Origin of the sequence: Campylobacter hominis ATCC BAA-381, from assembly GCF_000017585.1 — a bacterium.
GTDB lineage: Bacteria > Campylobacterota > Campylobacteria > Campylobacterales > Campylobacteraceae > Campylobacter_B > Campylobacter_B hominis.
Genome location: NC_009714.1, coordinates 280,199 through 300,752 on the forward strand (window position 1 = coordinate 280,199; position 20,554 = coordinate 300,752).

Below are 20,554 nucleotides of genomic sequence, written 5' to 3' on the forward strand. Positions count from 1 at the left end.
AGTTTAATCAAGCCTTTGAAATTTCAATCTTATTTTTTTAAATATTTGTAAAATTTAAAATATTTTTATTATCGTTAACAGAATTTAAAATAAATTTATATCAATGCCTTTTGCTTTAAAAACTGCTTGAAATTATTTTTTTAATATTGATTTTATTTAAAAACAATAAAACAAAGTAAAAATATAAATATGAATTTTGGCGAGAGAGTGAGGGAATCGAACCCCCCAAAGAACGGTCAACCGCCCTTTCATCGGATTTGAAGTCCGCGATCGCCACCGGCACGACTTACTCTCCATTTAAAAAATTTGTAAAATTATACTCTGTTTTAGTTAATTTTTTATTTTAGAATTAAATTTATAAACCAGGAATAGTACAAAAAAACTGATTAAGAGCATTATTCCTGAATAAATATGCGCATTTTTATAATCAAGAATTTCCACGTATTCATAAATTGCAATGCTTGCGACTTTTGTTTCGCTGCTTACACTTCCGCCTATCATAAGCACAACGCCGAACTCTCCCATAGTGTGAGCAAAACTTATTACAAGCGCGCTTAATAAAGATGGTTTTATTGCAGGAAGTGAAACGTGAAAAAGCGTATAAATTTTGCCTTTTCCAAGAGAATAGCTTGCTTCGACTAAATTTTTAGGCATAGAGCGAAAGCCCGAAATTAAAGGATTTAGCATAAACGGCAAAGAATAAATACAACTTGCAATAACTAAGCCGTAAAAATTAAAAACCAAGCGAAGTCCAAGAGTTTTTTCTATAAATTCACCGAAAAATGAATAAGGTGAAAGAAAAATCAAAAGATAAAAACCGAGAACCGAAGGCGGCAAAACTAAAGGCAGATTTGCAAGTGTTTCAATTGTGGCGCGTCCTTTGAATTCATGCGTAGATAAAAAATATGCAAGCGGCAAAACCAAAAAAAATAAAATTAACGTAGTAATGCCTGCAAGTTTCAGTGAAAGCACGAAAGGAGCTAAATCAAGCGCTTTTAAAGTTTGCAAAAACTCGTTCATATTGCTTCCAAAATTATTTTTTGTGTCTTAAAATTTATAAATTTCAATATATATTCTATATTTTTTTTGATTGATTTAATTATAAATTTTATACCGTAACCGTCTAATAAAGCAAATTTTAACATTTTTGTCATATCTCAAAATATAAATTTTACAAAAACGGATTTTTTTGTTAATCCTGAAACAGTCGCTATAATCATATTTCCGCCTTTTTTAAATGTAGACCGAAAGCTTTTGATGAAATTATGACATTGTCATTTGTTTGTAGTTTATCAGCTTCGGCAGGGCTTAATACGATTTCGCTGATTTGGTTTGCAAATCCAACAACAGCTACGAAAATCGCACCGTTTTGACGGATTTCCAAAATCCGAGCCGGAAATGAAAATTTTTGTGAACCGCTTGTTTTCAGGAAAATTTCACTTGGCGATCCGCTTTTTACTATACGCCCGTTTTCTATTTCAAAAACAACTTCACAAAGTTTGTAAATTTCGCTTATATCGTGGCTTACTAAGATTATTGTAATTTTAAAATTTTTATGAACTTTAATTAAAAAATCCTGTAATTTTGATCTGATTTGCGGATCAAGCGCGGAAAGCGGTTCGTCAAGCAGCAAAATTTTCGGTTTTCGCATAAGAGCTCTTGCTAAAGCGACGCGCTGTTTTTGACCGCCTGAAAGCTCACTGATTCTTGCATTTGCATGATTTTCAAGTTCTACAAGAGATAACATTTCGCGCGCAAGAGCTTCATCTTTTTTGGCAAAAAGCAAATTTTTTATAACGCTTAAATTTTCAAAAAGCGCATAATCTTGAAATAAAAAGCCGATATTTCGCTTTTGCGGTGCTAAAAATTTATTGTTATTTTGAAAAATTTCATCATCAACTGAAATTTCGCCGCTATCTGCTTTTATAAATCCGGCAATCAGTCTTAAAATTGTAGTTTTACCGCTGCCGCTTTTGCCATGCAAACAGACGAATTTTCCGTTTTGTATTTCAAAATTTGCATTTATTTCAAAATTTTCACTGATTTTTTTATTGCAATTAAATTTTATCATTTAATGCTTTCTATAAATAGTGATGTAGCTTTTATATATGCAAAAATTTCATCTCCTATTGCCAATTTTAAACGATTTGCCGAGTTTGCGGAAATGATACTTTCGAAAATAAAATTTTTAATTTTCAATCTTATGCAAGCCAAAATTTCATCTTTTCTAATATCTGAAATTTCTGCTTTTATTTCATTTGTAAGAGAGCAATTTTGCAGTTTTTCGCGCGATATTATAACGTCGCTGCTTTTAAAATTTAAAACCGCTTCTTTATCGTTTGAAATTCCGTTTGGAATTTCAAGACCTAGCATAGCGAATTCGCCGAAATCGGAGTTGAATTTTATAAAACAAACGCCTGAATTTTGGCGAATTTCAGTTATTTTTGCATTAAATTTCATATCCGTATTTGCGGAAAATTTCTTTGCATTTATCACTTAGTATAAAATCATAAAATGCTTTCGCATCGGTATTTTTTTCAGCTTTTTTCAAGATAACTATTCCTTGAGAAATAGGGTCGTAAAGTGATTTATCTACCAAAACGAAATTTTTATCTTCCTTGTATTCGGCAGTTTTTTTAGAAAACATAGAGCTTGCTGCTACCAATCCTACATCACTTGCATTGATTGCTTGATTTAGCGCATCTCCTATACTTTTCGCTTCGATGATTTTAGGTTTTATATCATTCAAAATGCCTGTTTTTTCAAAAGCTTGCATGCTGGCAACACCGTAAGGCGCTGTTTTCGGATTTGCAATCGTGATTGTCTTTACTTTATCGTCTTTTAAAATTTCAAGTCCTTTGCTGAGATCAAAATCGCGTGCTGAAAATAGTGCCAATTTTCCGTTCGCATATATTTTTGCAGCTTCAACGGCAAATCCCTCTTTAAAAAGATCGTCGGCGTATTTCATATTTGCTGCTAAAAATACGTCAAACGGTGCGCCATTTCGTATTTGTGCAGCAAAATTACCACTGGCTCCAAGGCTTATATTAAGTTGTATGTCAGGGTGCAGTTTTGCAAATTCCGCTTTTATATCTTCTATAGGATATGTAACATTTGCCGCAGCTGCTACATTCAATTCGCCTGCATTCAGACCGAGCGCAAAAAATAACGCAAAAATAAGTTTTTTCATTTTTACTCCTTATAAAATTTTTAAATTCCTACCATAATTGAACTTGCTTTTATCACAGCAACGACTTTATCACCTTTTTGAAGTTTCATATTGGAAACGCTTTCTTTTGTGATAATCGCCACTATATTTTGATTTCCTTTTATATCAATTATGATTTCGGCATTTACTGAACCGATATCTATATTTTTTATCACGCCTTTTATTTGATTTGCAGCGCTTATTTTTAAATCTTTGCCGTCATCTTTGCCTACAATTACGCTTGGCGCTTTAAAAATAAATTTCGCCTCATCGCCTGCTTTTATATTCAATTCACTTGCTGATTGTTGCGTGATTATAGAGCGCATAGTATCACCGCTATCAAGTTCGGCTACGATTTGCGTATTTACAGCACCTTTTTTTACATCTTTTATTTTTACTAAAAGTTGATTTCTTGCACTAAGTTTCATACTCATTCTCCTTAAATTCGGTAAATCCGTGAAGTTTTCCAAATCAATATTTTCCAAGTTATCTAAAATTTTTTGTTCTATAAATTTTATCCTATCATAAGTTTCTATCAGTTTTGTGGCGTAATCGCTCAGTTTGCTTCCGCTTTTTTTACTGTGTTCTTCTCGAATTACCATTTTTTGCGGAGAAATGGTATCTATGTAATTTAGGCTATCCCATGCATTTTTGTATGAGATACCGACTTTAGCGGCTGCTCTAGTGATACTTCTTGTTTCGGCAACCGCTTTTAATAGTTTTATGTGTTTATTTGAAAGTTTTTCATTTTCACTGACAAAAATTTCAACATCTGCATTGAATTTCAAAATATACTCCTTAAAAATTTTCATTTAATTTTACACATAAAAATTAAATTTTTAGCTTACAAAGTAAAATTTATAAAGTTTAAAGTCTAAAATTTGTAAAATTTATAGTTTTATAAAAAATAATTTTTTAATTTAAATTTAGAGGTAAAATAGTGAGAAAACTGGTAATTTTGAGCTGTTTTTTTAGTGTTTTCGCTTTTTGCGAAGATATGAGCGATTTTGAAAATGAATTTGAAGAAAAAGAGGTTTTCGATCCGCTTTCAGGATACAACCGTTTTATGACAGGATTTAACGATATTGTCTGGGATTATGCTTTTACGCCTGTCTTACAAGGATATGATTATATAATGCCCGATCCTATTCAAGGAGCATTTAGTAATTTTTTTCACAACGTGCTTTATCCGGTCAGGCTTGTAAATAATCTTTTACAGGGAAAATTCAACAACTCTTGGGATGAAACTAAAAGATTTTTGATAAATACTACAATCGGATTTGCGGGTATGAGCGATGCGGCAAGTATGCATTTTAATATTCCGCGTCATGATGAAGATTTCGGTCAAACGCTTGGATATTGGGGAATTCCTGCCGGTCCGCATATTGTATGGCCGATTATCGGCCCGTCAAATTTGCGCGATACTTTCGGTCTTGTTGGAGATTATTTTTCAAATCCGGTAAATTATATAGAAGATGACGCGACAAGAATTGGTGTATCTGTCGGATATAAATTGAATGATTTTTCTATAGATCCGCTATTTTATAGAAATCTAAAAAAAGACGCCGTTGATTTATATCCGTTTTTACGTGATACTTATGAGCAACGAAGAAATTATTTGATAAAGGAATAAAATGAAAATTTTAAAAATTTTATGCGCGTTTGCCATATTTTTTGCAGTTAATGCTGCCGCTTTAAGTGAAAATGAAATTGCGCCCGTAATGAGCGGAAAAGTGGAAGAGGCAGTTTCGATTTTAAGAAATGAAAGTATCGCAAAAGATGAGAAACCTGCAAAAATTTTCGCACTTTTTGATGAATACTTCGATTACGTTACAATTGCTAAAATTTCGCTCGGTAAACACCTTAAATCCTTGAATGATAGCCAAAAATCACAATTTTTCAGCGCATTTGAAAAAAGATTGAAAAGCTCATTTATAGATAAATTGGCTCTTTATACAAATCAGGATATGAAGGTTTTAGGAACAAACAAACCGAAAAGCAACAGATTGAATTTGGAAACGCAAATCATAGGAGAGGATAAAAATTATTCAGTAGTTTTTAAATTTTTCCCGGATAAATCTGACAACTGGCGCGTTTATGATGTCGATATTTTAGGAGTTTCGATCGTTCAAACATATCGTTCGCAATTTGGCGATGGCGCTCTAAGTTTTAATGAAATTTTAGATCGCTTAAATAATGCGAATCTGCCTGAGGATAAATGAAACATATTTTCCGCTTAATAGTCACGTTTCCAAAAATCACTCTTGGCTTTTTTATTATAGCTTCAGTGATTTTGGGTTTCGGCTCTGCAAAACTTGAAATTGATGCAAGCAGTGAAAGTCTGCTTTTGGAAAATGATAAAGATTTACAAATTTGGCGCGATGTATCAAAACGCTACGCTACGCCGAATTTTTTAATAATCGCATTTTCGCCAAAAGACGATCTTTTCAGTGAAAAAAATTTAAATAAAATTCGCAAAATTTCAAGTGAAATTGAAAAATTTGACTTCGTGGAAGATGTTTTAAATATCACAAATGTTCCTCTTCTTTTAAATAAAAAACAGCCAATTACCGAACTTGTGAAGCATGTACCGACTTTAAACGATAAAGACGTAAATTTAAGTGCCGCTAAAGAAGAGTTTAAAATAAATCCTTTTTATGCTTCAAATCTTGTCAGTAAAGATTTTAAAACTACGGCTATTGTAATTAATTTGAAGCAAAATTTTACATATGAAAATTTCCAGAAAAAACGTGCAAACTTAGAACAAAATTTAACTACAAACGAGCAGAAAATCGCGCTTGATAAGTTAAATAGCGAATTTAAAATTTATAGAGATACAGTTAGATTACAAGAACATGAAGATCTTGAAAAAATAAAAAACATAATAAAGCAAAATTCTAAAAACGATCTGTTTTTGGGTGGAATAAATATGATCGCGGACGATATGATAAACTTTGTCAAAAACGATGTGGCGATTTACGGTGTAAGCAGTTTCGGATTGCTTTTATTATGTTTTTGGATATTTTTCAGACAGCTTGAGTTTGTATTTTTGCCTATTTTGGTGTGCGTTGTAAGCGTAATCACAGCAAGCGGGCTTTTCGGATTTTTAGGTTTTGAAATTACCGTAATCAGTTCAAATTATATCGCTTTGCAGCTTATAATAACCGTTTCGGTTACTATTCACTTAATCGTAGCTTACCGCGAATATGCGCAGAAATTTGCCCATTTTACGCAAAAACAAATCGTTTATGTTGCGCTGAAAGATCGCTTCGTTCCTTGTTTTTTTGCGATTTTTACCACGATAGTCGGCTTTTTTTCACTTATTTTTTGCGATATAAAACCTGTAATTATGCTTGGAATTATGATGAGCGTCGGAATTTTACTTTCTTTAGTTGTCGCATTCGGCGTATTCGGAAGTGTAATGAGTATAGCAAAAAAAAGAAAAATAGTCAGAATTTTTGAAGAAGGATTTAAATTTACTGAAATTTGTGCAAATTCAGCACTAAAACATCGCGGCGTAATTTATACAGTTTGCGCGTTTTGCGTAGTTTTTGGAATTTATGGAATTTCAAAACTTAAAGTTGAAAACAGTTTTATAGGATATTTTAAATCGAATACCGAAATTTACAAAGGAATGGCCGTTATCGATAAAGATTTAGGCGGAACCGTGCCGCTTGATATCGTTGTGAAATTTAAAAATAATGCCAGCCATGATATAGATGAAAATGATCCGTTAAGTGAGTTTGAAAGCGAATTTAAAGAAAGTGCGAATGATCCTAAATATTGGTTTGACAATACTAAAATGGCCGTTATAACTAAAATTCACGATTTTTTGGCTAAACGTGAGTTTGTAGGACATGTCGGTTCGCTTGCAAGTTTGTTGAAAATCGGCAAAATGCTGAATGACGGAAAACCGCTTGATATTTTTATGCTTGCCGTTATGTATAATGAATTGCCGCAAAATTACAAAGATATCGTGTTAAATCCTTATATAAGCATAGAAAATAATGAAGCGCATTTTGCAATCAGAACCCTTGACAGTGATAAATCGCTTCGTAGAGGCGAGTTTTTAAACAGTTTACAAAAAGATCTTGAAGAGATAACTAAAAATGATGATGTGGATATTCAAATAAGTGGACTTATGGTGCTTTACAATAATGTATTGAGCTCTCTTATCCATTCTCAAATAGGAACTTTAGGATTTACACTTTTGGTGCTTTTCGGCGTTTTTATTATAATTTTTAGAAGTTTAAAATTTTCAATAATTGCAATTTTAGTAAATTTAATTCCGTTATCTCTTGGTTTCGGAATTATGGGATTGGCAGGAATTCCGCTTGATATTATGGGAATTACGATTGCGGCTATTTCTATAGGAATCGGCGTGGATGACGTGATTCATTATATATTCCGTTATAAACGTGAGTTTAAATTTTTGAAAGATGCGGATAAAGCTGTTATGGCAAGTCATAAAAGCATAGGATATGCGATGTATTATACATCTTTTGCCATTGTGCTCGGTTTTTCGGTCATGGTTTTAAGCAACTTCTGGCCTACGATTTATTTCGGAATTTTGATTGATCTGATTATGATTTTACTTTTACTTGGAGCTTTGATAATTTTGCCGGCAATGATCTTAAGCACAAAACGGATAAAAATTTGATTCAAATTTTAAAACTCAGCATAAAAGATTTTTTAAGTAAAAAATATATCGCGCTTTCTATTATACCGTTAATTGTTTGTATTGTTCTATTCGGCGTTTTTTTGTATTTAGGTGGAAATGAGCTTTTGGATGCTTTGGCTAAAAGCATTGACAGCGGCGATTTTTCATTTTTAAATAAATATCCGCTTATTGCTGAAATTCTATCTTATACGGCGATTAAATGGCTCGTCGGATTTATTTTTTATACGCTTGGAGCATTTTTTGTTTTGATTTTGTCCGTTTTTGTAGCGAGCATCGTGGCAGGATTTTTAACGCCTGTAATTGTAAATGATTTAAATGAAAAATATTATCGTAGAGTGCGAAATAGCGAAATTTCAGCATTAAAAGCGCTTAAAATTTCAATTATTGAAATTTTAAAATTTTGCGGAATTTTCATTATTTGTTTGCCATTACTTTTTGTTCCGATTATAAATTTATTTATTATAAATGTTCCGCTTTTTTATCTTTATTATAAATTTCTGCTGATAGATATCGGTTCGAATACGCTTGATGAATTAAATTTTAAAATTTTTTATCGCAAGGGCGGAGGATATAAATTTTTGGGCGTCTGCTCTATTTTTTATATTCTTTGTTTAATTCCGCTTGTAGGATTTTTCGCACAACTGTTTTTTGTAATTTTTCTTTCTCATTTAGTTATGTCAAACGAAAAAAATTATTTTTTAAGACTAAAGGATATATAATAATAAAATTTTTAGTGAAAGGACAAAAAATGAGACAATACGAAGTTTATAAATGCCTAAAATGCGGCAATGTCGTAGAAGTTCAAAATGTTGGCGGCGGTAAACTGACCTGTTGCGGAGTTGAAATGGAATGCATTACAAAAAACCTTACCGAGGTCAATTTGATGAAAGCTTTCGCCGGCGAATCTCAAGCAAGAAATAAATATGATTTATACGGAGATATAGCGGACAAAGCCGGTTTTAAAGCAATTGCGGATCATTTCCACGAAGCTGCGGATAATGAGAAAAAACATGCAAGAATGGAATTTCAAAAATATTGCGAACTTACAAAAAAACCGCTTGATGATATGGTTGAAAATCTAGTGGATGCCGCTAACGGCGAAAACTACGAGCATACAACTATGTATCCTAATTTTGCTAAAATCGCGGAAGAAGAAGGCATGAAAGATGTCGCTACATTGTTTAAAAATATTTCAAAAGTGGAAACAGAACACGAAAGAGAATATTTAGAGCTAAAAGAAATGTATGAAAAAGACGCATTTTTCAACGACGAAGATGCAAATCAAGCATGGGTTTGCAGAAAATGCGGTTATGTTCATCGCGGTAAAAAAGCTCCAGGAGCTTGCCCGGTTTGCAAACATCCTAGAGAATTCTTCAAACGTGAATATTTAGGCTGAAATTTCAAGTTATATATGGCGGAATTTTAAAATTCCGCCTTTTTTATTTATAAATATATAATCAAAAATATGCTAGAATTACCATTTTTAAAGGAAAAGAATGGGAAAATTTAAGCAAATTTTATGTGATATAAGCGAGCTTATCGTTTTTAAACACTCTATTTTTTCGCTTACATTTATTTTTACCGCTATGATTACAGCTTCCAAAATTTTAAATAACTCTATGTGGTTCGGTTTTAAACTTTTGATTTTAGGAATTTTATGCGCTGTAAGTGCGCGAAATTTTGCTATGGCGTGCAACCGTCTGATCGATGAAGATATAGATCGTCCAAATCCGCGCTGCGCAAATCGTCCCAGTGTAGATGGCAGAATAGGGCACGGAAATTTAATTTTGTTTATTGTTTTAAACGGCATATTTTTTGTGGTTGTATCATATTTCATAAATTCACTTGCCTTTAAACTTTCATTTGTTTTTTTATTTTTACTATTTATTTATTCGTTTTTTAAACGCTTTTCTTCTACAGCTCACATTATGCTCGGGGTTTGTTCGGCTCTTGCGCCGCTTGCAGGTGCTATTGCCGTTCTTGGATATATTCCGCTTTGGTCCTTGCTTTTAGCTTGTGCTTCAGCTTTTTGGGTTGGCGGATTTGATATTCTGTATTCTTTACAGGATATAGATTATGATCGTAAAGCCGGGCTTTACAGTATTCCATCAATTTACGGAGAAAATGCAAGTTTATTTATTTCAGCTTTATTTCACGCAGTTACCGTTCTTTTCTGGTTGTTTTATGCAGGAGCGGCAGGTCTTGGATTTTGGGCGTATTCGGGCATTATTATCTCCGCACTTATTTTGGTGAAAGAGCATAGAATAGTTCGCAAAGATTTTAGTAAAATTGATAGAGCATTTTTTACATTAAACGGCTATTTAGGTATAATGTTTTTTGTTTTTATTTTTATTGATTTGTGGAATTAAGGGGTTTAAATGGATTATTTAATTATTTTGGGACTTTGTCTGGTGATTTTATTCGTTATGATTTTTGTGTATATAAAAGATCGCCAAAGCGACAAAAAATTTGAGCGTTTCGATATTTTAGCCGATGATTTGGCAAGACAAATTTATAATCTCAAAAAAGAATTTTTGCAATATAAAGAGATTATCGACGATATGCCGCTAGATGGCGTCAGCGATAAAATAGATGAAGAAATAAAAAATAAAATTGAACCGATTGTAAATTCAATAAAAAGTATTGATGAGGTTATGCATAATTATTTAAAAAGCAGGGGTAATGGTTGATAGTTTTGGACGCAAAATAGATTATTTGCGTGTTTCAGTAACCGATAGATGCAATTTAAGGTGTGCTTATTGTATGCCTGATCGTCCGTTTGAATGGATTGAACATAATAAAATTTTAAGTTTTGAAAATATTTTCAGCTTTGTTAAAATCGCGATTGACAACGGTGTAGAAAAAATAAGAATTACAGGCGGAGAGCCTTTGGTGCGAAAAGGCGTTGAAAATTTCGTAGGTTTGATTTCAAAATATGCTCCGAATATTGATTTGGCGATGACAAGCAACGGTGTGCTTTTAGCGCAAAAAGCTGAAATTTTAAAACAAAATGGACTAAAAAGAGTAAATATTTCCCTTGATACTTTAAAACCTGAAATTTTTGAAAAAATATCTAAAAGAAACTTGCTGGACGAAGTTTTAAAAGGTATAGATAAAGCCGTGGAAGTCGGATTTAAAGTAAAGTTAAACTGCGTTGTCGTGCGCGGAATAAATGAAAATGAAATATCTGAAATTTTAAATTTCGGAATTTCAAAAAATGCGGAAGTGAGATTTATAGAATTTATGCAAAACTCGCATGCTTTGGATGCCGTAAAATGTATCGGGGCAAATGAAATTTTAGAAATTTTATCTCGTGATTTTAAAATTTCACCGCTTCAAAAAGATCCGCATTCGCCAAGTTCGCTTTTTTTGGCGAACGACAAATATAGATTTGGCATAATAAGTCCGCACGGCGAAGAATTTTGTAAATCATGCAATAGAATTCGCCTAAGTGCGGAGGGTTTGCTTATTCCTTGCCTTTATTTCGATGAAGCGATGAGTATTAAAAAAGCGCTTGCGGATAATGATTTTGATGAGGTTTTGCGTATTTTTGAAAGTGTTGTGGCAAATAAACCGGAAAAAAATCGTTGGGCTCAAAGTGAAGTTTCAAACCGTGCATTTTACGAAACCGGCGGATAATGTTAAGTTTAGTTGAAAGTTTTGCAAGCATTCAAGGTGAGGGAAAATTTGCCGGCAGACTTGCCGTTTTTTTTCGTTTTGCAGGATGTAATTTAAATTGCGCCGGTTTTAATTGTGAATTAAAAAGCCCTAAGACAGGTGAAATTTTACGCGGTTGCGATACGATAAGAGCTGTAAAAACAGCCCATTTCGATTATGAAAAAATTTCAACCGTTTCGCAGCTTTTGGATAAAATCGGGACGAATTTTAAAAATTCTTTGCCGATTATTGTAATTACAGGCGGCGAACCTTTATTAAATTATGCAAATCCGCTATTTTATGAGTTTATTGATGAAATTTTAAAGCGAAATTTTGAAGTTCATTTTGAAACCAACGGCACTATTTTTGTTGATTTTCAAAAATTTCCGCTTTATAAAAATTGCGTTTTTGCTGTTTCCGTAAAACTTGGCAACTCCAAAGAACCGCGCGAAAAAAGGCTGAATTTTACTGCACTTCAAAATTTAAAAAATAACGCTAAAATCTTTTTTTACAAATTTGTCATTTGTAAAAATTTTGATGCAAAATCTGAAATTTATGAAATTTTAGAGCATGTTTACGGCGAAGTCTGGTGTATGCCTTTGGCGAAAAATCGCGAGCAACTATCGCAAAATGCGCTGTATTGCGCGGAATTTTGTTTGCAAAACGGCTTTAATTATTCGGATCGTTTGCATATAAGACTTTGGAATGATAAAAATGGAGTTTAGATGATAATTAGAAAACTTTATGAGTTTGAAAATGCCCACATTGTGCGTTTCTGCGGCTCTAAAAAATGTCGTGAGAGTATCCATGGACACAGCTACAAAGCTGAAATTTTACTTAGTTCGAACTTCCTCGATAATGCCGGAATGGTTTATGATTTCGGTTATATGAAACTTGCGATAAAAGATATTGTAGAGAGCTTCGATCACGCTACAACGCTATTTAGCAAGGATAGCGACGAATATAAAAATGATATAAGAAAACATTCTTTAAGAGTCGTGGAAATTCCTGTAAATCCAAGTGCTGAGCAATTTTGTCGTGTTTTTTTCGTTTTGATTGACAGACTTTTGAATCTTACGACTTTTAAAAACGGAGAGCAAGGTGTCAAACTTCACAGCGTTATCGTTCATGAGACCGCGACAGGCTATGCGCAATGCTTTAAAGATGACGCCTACAATGAAAATATGGGAAAAATCGAGCTGTGCGATATAAAATTTAGCGATGAAATCATACGCTCATGGAATGATTGTAATTTAATGCAAAAACTTATAAACGGTGAAAAAATCGAGTTCAGCAAAGATTGTTAAACTTATATGTTTTTTTAAATTTTAATACTTAGTTGAAAATTTTCAGCAAAGCGATATTTTAATGATTTGCCTGTATTGATTTTTTGGCCTTTAAACTTGCTTTAAAATTTAAGTTTTTTTATTATCATCGGTATTAAATGAAAATTTACACTACAAAATATAGATTTTTCTACTATTTTAAAGATTTCGCATTCGGCTAAAATTTACCGTTTGAATTTTCAAATACAAAAAATATTTATATAAGCTATCGAATCTGCCAAAAATGCGTTTATAATGCTATTATGTTTATTTATGAAATATTTTAATTTCGGACTTTATTTCGCATTTAGTGTTTTTTGATTCTATTTTTTGTCGCTATTATTTTTTGTGTTCCGATTTTTGTCTCTACATTACTTTTTAAAATTTAAATTAAAATAATTAAGATGTTTTTTCTGTAAAATTACAATGAATATTCGTGATTAATTAAATTTAAATGAAAATTCAATTAAAATTTGCAAAATTTACGAAGTTATAAATTTGCACTATTTGACCAGTTTCCACATACAAAACATGTGGATTGTCTGAGAATATATTTTATAATCTAAAGAAACTTTCAAGATTGATAATGTTCGGTTATAAATTGTCTAAAAAAGGGTTGCCATTCCATGTATTTGGGTTCATTAGAAGAATGCCGAGCAATGGGTAACATGACGCTGATGTGTTTATACACAAAAAAGCTACACGTGCGTTGGCTGACAACAGGGAGCTAAGTAAATTAACACCAGCTAAAATGTTTGACGCTATTAATAAATGACAAGTATATGAAATTGGTTTTACCTAGTTTAAAAAAGAAATTATAATGAAAATATGGAGGCTAAGAATATGAAGATTAATAATGAATGTTGTTGTGGATGCAAAACAGAAAAGCCGGATCAAATTAAAGACAATTGTCCTGTATGTAATAATGAAGGGATTTCCGTTAGTAAAGTAACTGTTGAACATCTAGTGGTAGATGATTATCGTAATGCTGTTAACGGAGATCAATATAAGATTTGCATGAACGAGGACTGCGACGTTGTTTACTATAACTTAGATAATGAAATAAAATTCTTGAAAGACCAAGTTAGAGTTCCTATCTGGTTTAAGAAAGATGCAGATCCTAAGTATGCTTGTTATTGTAGCGAAGTCACAGAAAATCAGGTAATTGAAGCAGTTGTAAAGCATGGCGCGAAATCCATAAAAGAAGTAAATGCCATCACTGGGGCAATGAAAAATTCTAATTGTAAAGAAAACAATCCGTTGGGAGTTTGTTGTCATAAGATTATTCAGGAAGCTATCGATAAAGGCTTGAAAATGAAATAATTACAGTCGATATGTTCCTACAAACGAGAGCCAATCTTTGATATGTTTCCATCTACGAGCGTGGATATGTTCCCCATAACCATAGGGGTTGAGAGTATAGCATATATACAAAAGAAGTAAATTTAGAAATCCTGCATTTTAAGCAGTTTTATAAACATTTTGTATTTGAAAAAGATGAAGAAGTATTCGTCAAAAAGACTCAAAAAAATTGCATGGACGTAAGAGTAGTTTTTAGGCTGGTATGAGGAAGCACAAAAGATATAATTAACTCATTTTGTACCTTATACAAGAGTAGCTTACAAGGCTGCTCTTTTTTTGTTATAGGGAGTAAGAATTCGTTATATCCTTTACAAAATATAAAACACTCACAAGCCAACTTTGCATATTCGCTTTAGTAATATATAATAAAAGCGTAAACGAGAGGAGGTGGACTATAAATACACTTAAAGAATATACACAAGAAAATTTAGTAATCACCAACAAAGAAGCAGAAAAACTTGGATATGCTAGGCATGATCTATCAGAATTAACAAAGGGCGGACAACTAGAAAGATTAAAACCAGGACTGCATCAATTAAAAGGAAAAGTGATAGATGATTTTATTCTAATATCATCAAATAGTAATCGAATTATATTTTCCCATCAAACAGCTCTATACCTCCACGACCTATCCGACAGGACCTCAAATGTATTTTATATATCTGCACCAAGGCTATAATGTAAGTCATATAAAAAAGCGATATGAAGATCTACAAGTTCACTATGTAAAAAAAGACTTATACGAACTTGGTAAAACAGAAATAAAATCACCGCAAGGCAATTTTATACCAGTTTACGATATAGAAAGAACAATTTGCGACATAGCAATCGACAGAGAAAAAATATATAAACAAATTTTCACACAAGCCTTAAAAAGATATTTTAAATTATCAAATAAAAACCTAAGACGACTCATAAAATACAGTAGACTATTTAAAATAGAAGATGAAATTAGAAAATACATGGAGGTATTATCGTGATTAATATCGAAAGTATAAAGGGCAAGATAAGAAGTCTGGCAGAGGAGAAAAATTTAAAATCGCAAGAAGTTCTGCAAATATATTTTTTCGAAAGATTTATAGAAAGACTGTCTAAATCAAAATACAAAAATAATTTTGTAATAAAGGGAGGATTTCTAATATCATCCTTAATCAGTATTGAAAATAGAACAACTATGGACATGGACTCAATAGTTAAGGGCATAGCTCTAAGAGAAGAAAAAATAAAAGAAATCGTAGAAGAAATAATAAATATCAATAGTTATATAAGAGAAGAGGACGAGTACGAGAACTTTAAATTTCACTAATAGCAAATGTTGGGAAAACTAAAAATCCAATGAAACTAGACCTAACAACAGGAGATGTAATAACACCAAGGGAGATAGAATACACCTATCCTTGTATCTTTAGCAAAGAAGATATAAAAATAATGGCATATCCATTAGAAACAATTTTAGCTGAAAAATATGAAACCATAATCAGAAGAAATATAACAACAACACGAATGAGAAACTTCCATGACCTATACACACTTTACAAACTAAAGAAAGATGAGATGGATTATAAAATTTAAAAGAAGTAATAGAAAGAACTTCCGACAAAAGAGGGAGTCGGGAAATAATGAAAGACTATATGGAAGTAATCGAGGACATAAAAGAAATCCATATCTAAGATCCTTGTGGGAAGTATATATCAGTGAAAATAAGTACATTAACAATCTTACTTTTGATAAGGTAGTTGGTGTAGTGACAATTTTATCAAATAGGATTAGTTAGATGTAATTTAACAGACACTGTCTGGTAAATCATAGATAAGAAAATATTAAGTATTAGAGAATCTAATTGTTTTTTACTTTTTGATTAGAGCATTTAAAAATATATAAATTGTATGTCAAATGCTCAGCCTAGTAGATAAGACAAAAGATATAGAGAACTTAAAGATAGGAGATCATTTTAAAATCTTTGGGTAAGTAAAAAGAAGTATTAATAATAAAGGAAAGGAACATGCTAACATTAGGAAACTTTCTTTAAAAATGTTAAAGACAAAAAACAGATGAAAAGACAGGAAAAAAGAATCTGTACTTGGAACTATCAAAAAATATCAGGCTGAATATAAAGAAAAGTCTAAAGAAAAGAAAGAGACATCAAAAGAAGTTGAGAGATAAATATATGGTCGGTGTGGTCTTGGGACTGCACCGGCTCTTTTTTATTTGCAAGAGTTCGATTAAAGAGAATATATTTATGAAAAAAGTATATTTTATGGTATAATATACTAAATATAGTTTTCTTGAACGGAGGATAAGAATGAGGGTTTTTAGTTATAAAAGATTGTTCAAAAAACTCATTGATTTAGATATGACAAATAATGAATTGATGGAAAAGGCAAAAGTGAGTAAAAGTACATTTTATAAAATGAAGAATGGGCAAAATGTAACTACGGATGTTTTGCTTAGAATTTGCAATGCATTGGATTGTGATATTGAGGAAATAGTAGAGTGCATTAAGTTCAATTCTTAATATAACTTGGAATAATTTAATGAACTGGAGGAATTTATGATTAGTTATATTGAAAGAACATACTTTAATGATTTGTTAAATAGAGGTGGGTATGTTTTAGATTTTTCTACATATAGATTTGATGAATTCACATTGCATAGTGTAGGAATAGCTTTGTGTGAGACATATAATTTATCGAAGGGTAAGTCGTTAAATGAATTTATAAATGAAGGAGATAATGATAAGGTAGTAAAATTATTGGATGATTTACTGGAATACTATGAAGTGCGATATTCCTTAGAAATAGAATCAGATGATAGAACTTATAACGGAAGCACATACAAATCTCTTTATGATAAGTGTAAGGAAATTATTGAAAGAGAAAAACAACATTCTAAGAAATTTTCTAAAGTATCAGAAGAGTTAAAGAAAAAATTTTCTAGTAAATATATGAATCAGCAAATAGATTTGATGGTAGCAATGTGTAATGAAAATCCGACAGAAGCAATAGGAAAATCAAAAGAATTACTAGAAAGTTGTTGTAAAACAATCATTGAAAGCAATGGTGAAATTATAAAAGATTCAATAAATATGGGACAGCTTGCAAAACAAACTCTAAGTTCATTGAATATTCCCAATAAAGGCGTGGCGATGGATTTAGAAGAAGAAAAAATTGTGAAACAAATTACAGGTAGTCTTAATGGTTTAAGTAGTGGAATAATTGAATTAAGAAATCATTATGGAAGTGGACATGGTCGTTCTGCAAAATTTAATGGATTAACAAAACGACATGCAGAATTATCTGTTGGGGCAAGTATAACTCTTGTTCGATATTTATGGGATACATTTTTATTAATAAATGAAAATAAATGAGAATGATAAAATTAAATGGAGGTACTAAAAATGGTAGATTTTAAGAAAAAAATTGCTTTAAAAAGTAAGTCAAAAATTACCAATCCTATTGATTTGTATAATACGCTTGATAGAAAGAGTATTGCAGGTCCTTTGAGACCTGTTCAAGAATATGCTTTGGATGAGTGGTATAACAATAGAAAAGATGAAAGAGATCTTATTGTAAAGCTACATACTGGAGAAGGAAAAACTTTAATTGGTTTGTTAATGCTACAATCAGCACTTAATTTAGGCGAGGGACCTTGTATATATGTTTGTCCTAATATTTATCTCGTAGAACAAGTTTGTGGGGAAGCAGAAAAATTCGGTATTCCGTTTTGTATTATTGATAATCATAATCTAATTCCTAATGAGTTTTTATCAGCTGAAAAAATACTAATAACTCATGCACATAAAATATTTAATGGGAAATCAATTTTTGGAATTGGTAATAACTGCATAAAAGCAGGGACAATTGTTTTAGATGATTCCCATGCTTGTATAGATGTATTAAAGAATTCGTTTACTATAACGATAAGTAGGGAAAACAATGAAGCCATTTATAATAAGATACTAACGTTATTTTCAGATGATTTAATAGAACAGGGAGAAGGAAGCTATTTAGATATTAAAGCAGGAGAATACGACACTCTTATGATGGTTCCTTATTGGGCGTGGAATAGCAAAAGGATGGAACTTTTATCTATCCTATCTGAATATTCTTTAATAGACGAAATTCAATTTGTATGGCCATTGATAAAAGATAAAATAATAGAGTATTCATGTTTAATATCTGGTAATAAAATTGAAATAACTCCATATAATGTTAGTGTAGAGCAATTTCGAACATTTTCATCAGCGAAACGAAGAATATTAATGTCTGCAACAACACAAGAAGATATATTTTTTGTAAAAGGGCTTGACTTCTCTACTAATGCTGTTGCAAATCCAATTAAATATCCACAATCACGATGGTCTGGAGAAAAAATGCTTTTAATGCCGTCGTCGATAGATGAAGAATGTGATCGAGATTTAGTTGCAACCCAATTTGCTAAACTGACGAATGCACCTTTTGGTGTTGTAGCAATCGTACCGAATACAAAAAGGGCAGTATATTATGAAAAGATTGGGGCAATTTTCCCCAAAAATAATAAAGAATTATTCGAAGTTATTGATGACTTGAGAAAGGGAAAATTTAGTAATACTGTAGTTATAAATAACAGGTATGATGGTATTGATTTACCTGATGAAAGTTGTAGAGTTTTGGTAATAGATTCGTTGCCTTATTTGAATAGCTATTTTGATAAATACGAAGAGAAATGCTGCCCAAATAGTGAAATAATAAATAAAAAAATTGCTCAAAAAATAGAGCAAGGTATAGGTAGAGCGGTTCGTGGTGAAAAAGATTATTGTGCAATTATCGTAATTGGTTCAGATATTGAAAAATTTATGCGAGGTGTTTTAACGAGAAAATATTTTTCGTCTCAAACACAAAAACAAATTGAAATTGGTTTTGAAGTTGCTAAAATGGCAAAAGAAGAGATTTTACAGGATGATACTTCAATGAAACAAATATTTTCTTTGATAACGCAAATATTAAATAGAGATGAGGGTTGGAAAGAATATTATGCTAGCGAAATGAATGAAATCGAAGATGGGGTTTTAGATACTTCGATTTATGAAAGATATGCTGCAGAGACTAAATTAGAAAAACTATTTTCTGATGGAGAATATGAAAAAGCATCTGAAGAAACGCAGAAGTTTATTGATAAGTTTATCAATGATGATTTAGAAAAAGGCTGGTATTTAGAGCAGATGGCAAGATATGCATATATGTACTCAGAGGAAAAATCAAAAACACTTCAAAAGTCTGCATTTAAAAAGAATCCTCAATTATTAAAGCCTAAAGAGGGAATTGCATATTCAAAAATCTCTTTCCTGAATGAAACTAGAATAAATAAATTCAAAAGCAATATTGGTAAATATGACAGTTTTAATGAATTTAATCTTTATATAAATGAACTGATAGAAAATCTTTCTTTTGGCATTGCGGCTGAAAAATTTGAATCTGCATTAAAAAACTTAGGTGAAATTCTAGGCTATGTTAGTCAACGTCCAGATAAAGAAATTAGAAAGGGTCCAGATAATTTGTGGTGTGTTTCAAATAAAAAATATGTATTTTTTGAGTGTAAAAATGAAGTGGACGAAAATCGAAATGCTATAAAAAAATCTGAAGCAGGTCAATTTAATAATCATTGTGGATGGTTTAAGAAAGAGTATGGGGAACTTGTAGATGTTTTGCGTATAATGATAATTCCTACTAAGCAGTTAGCACATGATGCGGATTTTAATGAGGAAGTTTTCGTGATGAGAAGGAATGGTTTAAAAAAGCTAAAAGATAATCTAAAAAAGTTTGTAAAAGAAATCAGAAAATACGAATTAGATTCATTATCTGATGAAAAAATCCAAGGGTATTTAAATATGTACAAATTAAATATTGAGGATTTTCCAGGAAATTATATTGAAGATATATATCATTTAAAAAAATAAAATAGTTAATAGAGATGGAGAGACGCTATCTCTCCATCTCCTTACCCATATAAATTCCATAGTTCTTTCGTATTTGATAAAGTTCGTCCATAGTAGATTTTGAGGAAGAATACTCTTGCATAAGGGTATTCTTTTTTTCTTGTAATTTATCAAGCTCAGCTAAAATATCTTTTGAATTTTGGAGCTTGGAATAGAATTTTTTAGCCCTGAAAGAGCATTTTCATATAGGGTAAATTTAGACTTGTACTCTTCAAAAATGCCTTGTCAGATGGATCATCCCTATAATCCTTGTAGCAAGCCCTGTATTTTTAACGGTATGAACTTGCTCCATAGTGGTAGAAAGCTTCTGGATTTCCTTATTAATAGTCTTGATTCTCTCTTGTATA

The 20,554-nt window shown here is 31.6% G+C and carries 23 protein-coding genes and 1 tRNA gene; 18 read left to right on the plus strand and 6 right to left on the minus strand.

Features of this window, described 5'->3' with window-relative positions; genetic code table 11:
- Window positions 1-197: 197 nt before the first annotated feature.
- The 6 genes from CHAB381_RS01530 to CHAB381_RS01555 all read right to left on the minus strand — a co-directional run bounded on the left by CHAB381_RS01530 (window position 198) and on the right by CHAB381_RS01555 (window position 3,996).
- Window positions 198-295: transfer RNA gene (locus CHAB381_RS01530), tRNA-Sec, on the minus strand.
- A gap of 35 nt (window positions 296-330) precedes the next feature.
- Window positions 331-1,020, minus strand: coding sequence for a molybdate ABC transporter permease subunit (gene modB / locus CHAB381_RS01535; protein ID WP_012108197.1), 690 nt, complete (start codon window positions 1,018-1,020; stop codon window positions 331-333).
- A 196-nt stretch (window positions 1,021-1,216) separates the two neighbouring features.
- The gene (locus tag CHAB381_RS01540) at window positions 1,217-2,071 is read right to left on the minus strand and encodes an ABC transporter ATP-binding protein (protein WP_012108199.1); all 855 of its coding nucleotides are present in this window, start codon (window positions 2,069-2,071) and stop codon (window positions 1,217-1,219) included.
- Window positions 2,068-2,460: a TOBE domain-containing protein gene (locus CHAB381_RS01545; protein ID WP_012108200.1), complete on the minus strand. Its 393-nt coding sequence runs from the start codon at window positions 2,458-2,460 to the stop codon at window positions 2,068-2,070. The genes CHAB381_RS01540 and CHAB381_RS01545 overlap by 4 nt, the downstream gene beginning before the upstream one ends.
- On the minus strand, window positions 2,450-3,190 hold the full coding sequence (modA, locus tag CHAB381_RS01550; protein ID WP_012108201.1) for a molybdate ABC transporter substrate-binding protein: 741 nt from the start codon (window positions 3,188-3,190) through the stop codon (window positions 2,450-2,452). Before modA ends, CHAB381_RS01545 begins: the two co-directional genes overlap by 11 nt.
- A 20-nt stretch (window positions 3,191-3,210) precedes the next feature.
- Window positions 3,211-3,996: a TOBE domain-containing protein gene (locus tag CHAB381_RS01555; protein WP_012108202.1), complete on the minus strand. Its 786-nt coding sequence runs from the start codon at window positions 3,994-3,996 to the stop codon at window positions 3,211-3,213.
- Between the two features lie 152 nt (window positions 3,997-4,148).
- Here CHAB381_RS01555 and CHAB381_RS01560 point away from each other — a divergent pair, with 152 nt between their 5' ends.
- The 18 genes from CHAB381_RS01560 (at window position 4,149) to CHAB381_RS01640 (ending at window position 20,168) form a co-directional block, all read left to right on the plus strand.
- On the plus strand, window positions 4,149-4,841 hold the full coding sequence (locus tag CHAB381_RS01560) for an MlaA family lipoprotein (protein WP_012108203.1): 693 nt from the start codon (window positions 4,149-4,151) through the stop codon (window positions 4,839-4,841).
- Between the two features lies 1 nt (window position 4,842).
- Window positions 4,843-5,430: a Tgt2/MlaC family protein gene (locus tag CHAB381_RS01565; protein ID WP_012108204.1), complete on the plus strand. Its 588-nt coding sequence runs from the start codon at window positions 4,843-4,845 to the stop codon at window positions 5,428-5,430.
- The gene (locus CHAB381_RS01570; RefSeq protein WP_012108205.1) at window positions 5,427-7,868 is read left to right on the plus strand and encodes an efflux RND transporter permease subunit; all 2,442 of its coding nucleotides are present in this window, start codon (window positions 5,427-5,429) and stop codon (window positions 7,866-7,868) included. The genes CHAB381_RS01565 and CHAB381_RS01570 overlap by 4 nt, the downstream gene beginning before the upstream one ends.
- Entirely contained in the window at window positions 7,865-8,608 is a 744-nt protein-coding gene (locus CHAB381_RS01575; protein ID WP_012108206.1) for an EI24 domain-containing protein, read from the plus strand. The genes CHAB381_RS01570 and CHAB381_RS01575 overlap by 4 nt, the downstream gene beginning before the upstream one ends.
- A gap of 29 nt (window positions 8,609-8,637) precedes the next feature.
- Window positions 8,638-9,285 (plus strand): ferritin family protein, encoded by a 648-nt coding sequence (locus CHAB381_RS01580; protein WP_012108207.1) that lies wholly within the window; start codon window positions 8,638-8,640, stop codon window positions 9,283-9,285.
- A 100-nt stretch (window positions 9,286-9,385) separates the two neighbouring features.
- On the plus strand, window positions 9,386-10,258 hold the full coding sequence (gene mqnP, locus CHAB381_RS01585; protein ID WP_012108208.1) for a menaquinone biosynthesis prenyltransferase MqnP: 873 nt from the start codon (window positions 9,386-9,388) through the stop codon (window positions 10,256-10,258).
- Window positions 10,259-10,267: 9 nt separating this feature from the next.
- Complete coding sequence (locus CHAB381_RS01590) at window positions 10,268-10,579, plus strand: hypothetical protein (RefSeq protein WP_012108209.1); 312 nt, start codon at window positions 10,268-10,270, stop codon at window positions 10,577-10,579.
- The gene (gene moaA / locus CHAB381_RS01595) at window positions 10,572-11,528 is read left to right on the plus strand and encodes a GTP 3',8-cyclase MoaA (RefSeq protein ID WP_012108210.1); all 957 of its coding nucleotides are present in this window, start codon (window positions 10,572-10,574) and stop codon (window positions 11,526-11,528) included. Before CHAB381_RS01590 ends, moaA begins: the two co-directional genes overlap by 8 nt.
- On the plus strand, window positions 11,528-12,271 hold the full coding sequence (locus CHAB381_RS01600) for a 7-carboxy-7-deazaguanine synthase QueE (RefSeq protein WP_012108211.1): 744 nt from the start codon (window positions 11,528-11,530) through the stop codon (window positions 12,269-12,271). The genes moaA and CHAB381_RS01600 overlap by 1 nt, the downstream gene beginning before the upstream one ends.
- The gene (locus tag CHAB381_RS01605; RefSeq protein WP_012108212.1) at window positions 12,272-12,853 is read left to right on the plus strand and encodes a 6-pyruvoyl trahydropterin synthase family protein; all 582 of its coding nucleotides are present in this window, start codon (window positions 12,272-12,274) and stop codon (window positions 12,851-12,853) included.
- Window positions 12,854-13,714: 861 nt separating this feature from the next.
- Entirely contained in the window at window positions 13,715-14,194 is a 480-nt protein-coding gene (locus CHAB381_RS01610; RefSeq protein WP_012108213.1) for a Csac_0668 family 2Fe-2S cluster-binding (seleno)protein, read from the plus strand.
- A 472-nt stretch (window positions 14,195-14,666) separates the two neighbouring features.
- Window positions 14,667-14,912 (plus strand): type IV toxin-antitoxin system AbiEi family antitoxin domain-containing protein, encoded by a 246-nt coding sequence (locus tag CHAB381_RS09180; protein ID WP_370445525.1) that lies wholly within the window; start codon window positions 14,667-14,669, stop codon window positions 14,910-14,912.
- Window positions 14,881-15,213, plus strand: coding sequence for a type IV toxin-antitoxin system AbiEi family antitoxin domain-containing protein (locus tag CHAB381_RS08835; protein WP_198002593.1), 333 nt, complete (start codon window positions 14,881-14,883; stop codon window positions 15,211-15,213). Before CHAB381_RS09180 ends, CHAB381_RS08835 begins: the two co-directional genes overlap by 32 nt.
- Window positions 15,210-15,539, plus strand: coding sequence for a nucleotidyl transferase AbiEii/AbiGii toxin family protein (locus CHAB381_RS09080; protein ID WP_041570447.1), 330 nt, complete (start codon window positions 15,210-15,212; stop codon window positions 15,537-15,539). Before CHAB381_RS08835 ends, CHAB381_RS09080 begins: the two co-directional genes overlap by 4 nt.
- A gap of 29 nt (window positions 15,540-15,568) precedes the next feature.
- Entirely contained in the window at window positions 15,569-15,805 is a 237-nt protein-coding gene (locus tag CHAB381_RS09085) for a nucleotidyl transferase AbiEii/AbiGii toxin family protein (RefSeq protein WP_198002594.1), read from the plus strand.
- Window positions 15,806-16,604: 799 nt separating this feature from the next.
- Window positions 16,605-16,748, plus strand: a complete 144-nt coding sequence (locus CHAB381_RS01630; RefSeq protein WP_456297467.1) for a helix-turn-helix domain-containing protein — start codon at window positions 16,605-16,607, stop codon at window positions 16,746-16,748.
- 36 nt (window positions 16,749-16,784) lie between these two features.
- Window positions 16,785-17,600, plus strand: a complete 816-nt coding sequence (locus tag CHAB381_RS01635) for an abortive infection family protein (protein ID WP_012108215.1) — start codon at window positions 16,785-16,787, stop codon at window positions 17,598-17,600.
- Window positions 17,601-17,630: 30 nt separating this feature from the next.
- Window positions 17,631-20,168, plus strand: coding sequence for a DEAD/DEAH box helicase (locus CHAB381_RS01640; RefSeq protein ID WP_012108216.1), 2,538 nt, complete (start codon window positions 17,631-17,633; stop codon window positions 20,166-20,168).
- Window positions 20,169-20,554 lie beyond the last annotated feature (386 nt).